This window comes from Bacteroidota bacterium (genome assembly GCA_013696965.1).
Taxonomy (GTDB): Bacteria; Bacteroidota; Bacteroidia; order JACCXN01; family JACCXN01; genus JACCXN01.
Map to the genome: position 1 here is coordinate 1 of JACCXN010000082.1, position 2,212 is coordinate 2,212.

General features: G+C 33.1%; 3 protein-coding genes. All 3 read right to left on the reverse strand.

All coding sequences use genetic code 11. The features are described from left to right. The coding region (locus tag H0V01_12065) for a type II toxin-antitoxin system RelE/ParE family toxin (protein MBA2584108.1) at nucleotides 1–253 on the reverse strand (253 nt) is incomplete at its 3' end. A 275-nt stretch (nucleotides 254–528) separates the two neighbouring features. Beyond that, nucleotides 529–1,074 carry a GNAT family N-acetyltransferase gene (locus tag H0V01_12070; protein ID MBA2584109.1) on the reverse strand — a complete coding sequence of 182 codons (546 nt, stop codon included), beginning with the start codon at nucleotides 1,072–1,074 and terminating at the stop codon, nucleotides 529–531. Nucleotides 1,075–1,324: 250 nt separating this feature from the next. Then, the gene (locus tag H0V01_12075; protein MBA2584110.1) at nucleotides 1,325–1,768 is read right to left on the reverse strand and encodes a heme-binding protein; all 444 of its coding nucleotides are present in this window, start codon (nucleotides 1,766–1,768) and stop codon (nucleotides 1,325–1,327) included. Nucleotides 1,769–2,212 lie beyond the last annotated feature (444 nt).

Genomic DNA, 2,212 nt, shown 5'->3' on the forward strand with positions numbered 1-2,212 from the left:
CATTTCCTAATACCACCAGATTTCCTTTGTCAAAGAATGAAAATATTCTAAAAATATTGCTTCCTACTTCAACCCTAATTTCGTAAAGTCCTTTTGTCCCGGTCATGTGATCAAAGTACTTTTTGGGTACATGAGGAGTTACTTTGATTAAATTTAATGTCCACTCAATTTTAGCTTGAACAGCGCCAGTTTGATTCTCATAAAAGTCAAGAAAATACTTTTTATAGGCGATAACTTGTCTGTCTTTGCTCACAGGTCAAAGTTAACTAATTAGACAACAATATCCAAATTTATTTTTGTGTCAGTTTGTAAGTGGCTGGAAAATTTAGCAGTTTGTAAATATAATTCCCGACGGTACTTATAAAGATAAAAGCTGTTGCTATTAAAATAAATTTCATTTCTTTCATTTTTGTAACTTTCAAGTTAAAACAATAGTGCAGTTAAGTAAATAATTGTTGGTAGAATTTCTTGCCAGTACCATAGTATTATAAAATCGATCAACGAAATACGTATAACTAGCAAAAATTTTCACAGGACTTGTACTTTTGGTTCCCATTCACTTTTTAATATTCCATACACGATATCATCTACCCATTCTCCATTAATAAACAAGCTTTCTTTAAAATGAGCTTCCTTTCTAAAGTTCAGTCTTTCCAGAAGTTTAATTGAATGATTATTTTTCGGGTCAACTGAACCTGCTATTCTGTGTTTATTTAGTTTGTTGAATAGGTAATCAATGGTAATTTTCATGGCGCTTGTGGCATAACCTTTACCCTGGTGTAGTTTATTTAATGTACATCCAAGCTCACATTGAAAGCCATCATCACCAATGAAATGTATTCCTATGTCACCAATAATTTCATAAGAATGTTTTTCAATTATAACCAGTTGAAACCACGATTCCGGTTGATTAAATTCCGATGGGTTTTTTTCAATAAATCCATCTATTTCCTCAATAGTTTTTGGTATAAACCCTTGAAATTTGTTCGTTTCAGCGTCTGAACGATAATCAAAAACTTGTTCGCCATCTTTCGGTGTAATTGGTCTTAATAAGATTTTTTCAGTTTCTATCATTTTTCTTTAATCAGGATTATAAATAAGTTTTAATATGCTTTTCTCCCATTACACTTCATTGTCTAAGTTTTTCAACCCTTTTCTGATTTCCTCCCAATTTGGATTATCGCCAACGGTCCGCAGCTAAGAAACGTGGGCATCCGGAGCGATTTGTGTCCGCCCCCGACAATGCTATCAATGAAGAACGAACCATGCATAAACCACTTTTGTCCCATGTTATCTTAAGTGCTATTGGAGGTAGTATTTTATATTAATTAAAATATTTTCCTTTTAATGCGTCAATAATTATTTTATGGTCTTCTTCATCGTGAAGCCCAGATACAGTGATTGTCGCAACCATTCCTGCTTTTTTTACAAATATTGGAATAGAACCGCCTTTTGCAAGAAAATCTTTCTCATCCAGTCCAAAGGTTTTTTCCAATGTCATATTACCTTCCTTCAAATCATTTTTCACACATAATGAACTTTCTTCAAATTGTTTAGCAACATTTGCTTTTCGTCTAAGCCAATTGTGTTTGTCAGCGGGCAGGTTGTCGTCAACGTAGATGAAAATTGCATGATTTAATCTATCAATTTGAACTGCTACATTTTGATTTCGTTCTTTAGCCAAATTCACAATGGCTAACCCCATTTCAAGTCCAATCCTATTATTGAAGCTATCTAATTCTATTTTTTTTAATATTTCTTGTTTCATATTTCTGTCTTGAGCTTGAGAACTGGTAAAAACAACAACCATTAAAATGATACTAAAAACTTTTACTATAAGAGTCATTAAGTTGTACTTGATACTATTCAGTAATAATTTTAGATTGGCACAATAGCTTTAATGCCTGTTCAATATAATTTGAAAACCAGGTATAAAAAAAGTGTATTTCTACACTTCATCTGATTATTCCTTAGGATCCTGTTTTACGGGGTCATTTCCGGGATTTTCTGGTTGCGAAGATGGGGGAACCAGTCCCTTCAGCCTCATGTAGACAATTAAATTGCCATAATGTTGTAATGAATGGAAAATTGTAAAATCGAGAACATTTCCTGCCGATTGACTCCCCCCCATAAATTTAACTGATGTTTCTTTTTGCTCCTTCGTCATATTTTTGCGGGCATTCGCACAATAATCAAAAGATTTTTTAAGCGC

Bases quoted from the DNA above. Each gene is read 5' to 3' on its own strand.
- H0V01_12075 (MBA2584110.1), bottom strand. From the start codon at position 1,768: ATGAAACAAGAAATATTAAAAAAAATAGAATTAGATAGCTTCAATAAT.
- H0V01_12070 (MBA2584109.1), bottom strand. From the start codon at position 1,074: ATGATAGAAACTGAAAAAATCTTATTAAGACCAATTACACCGAAAGAT.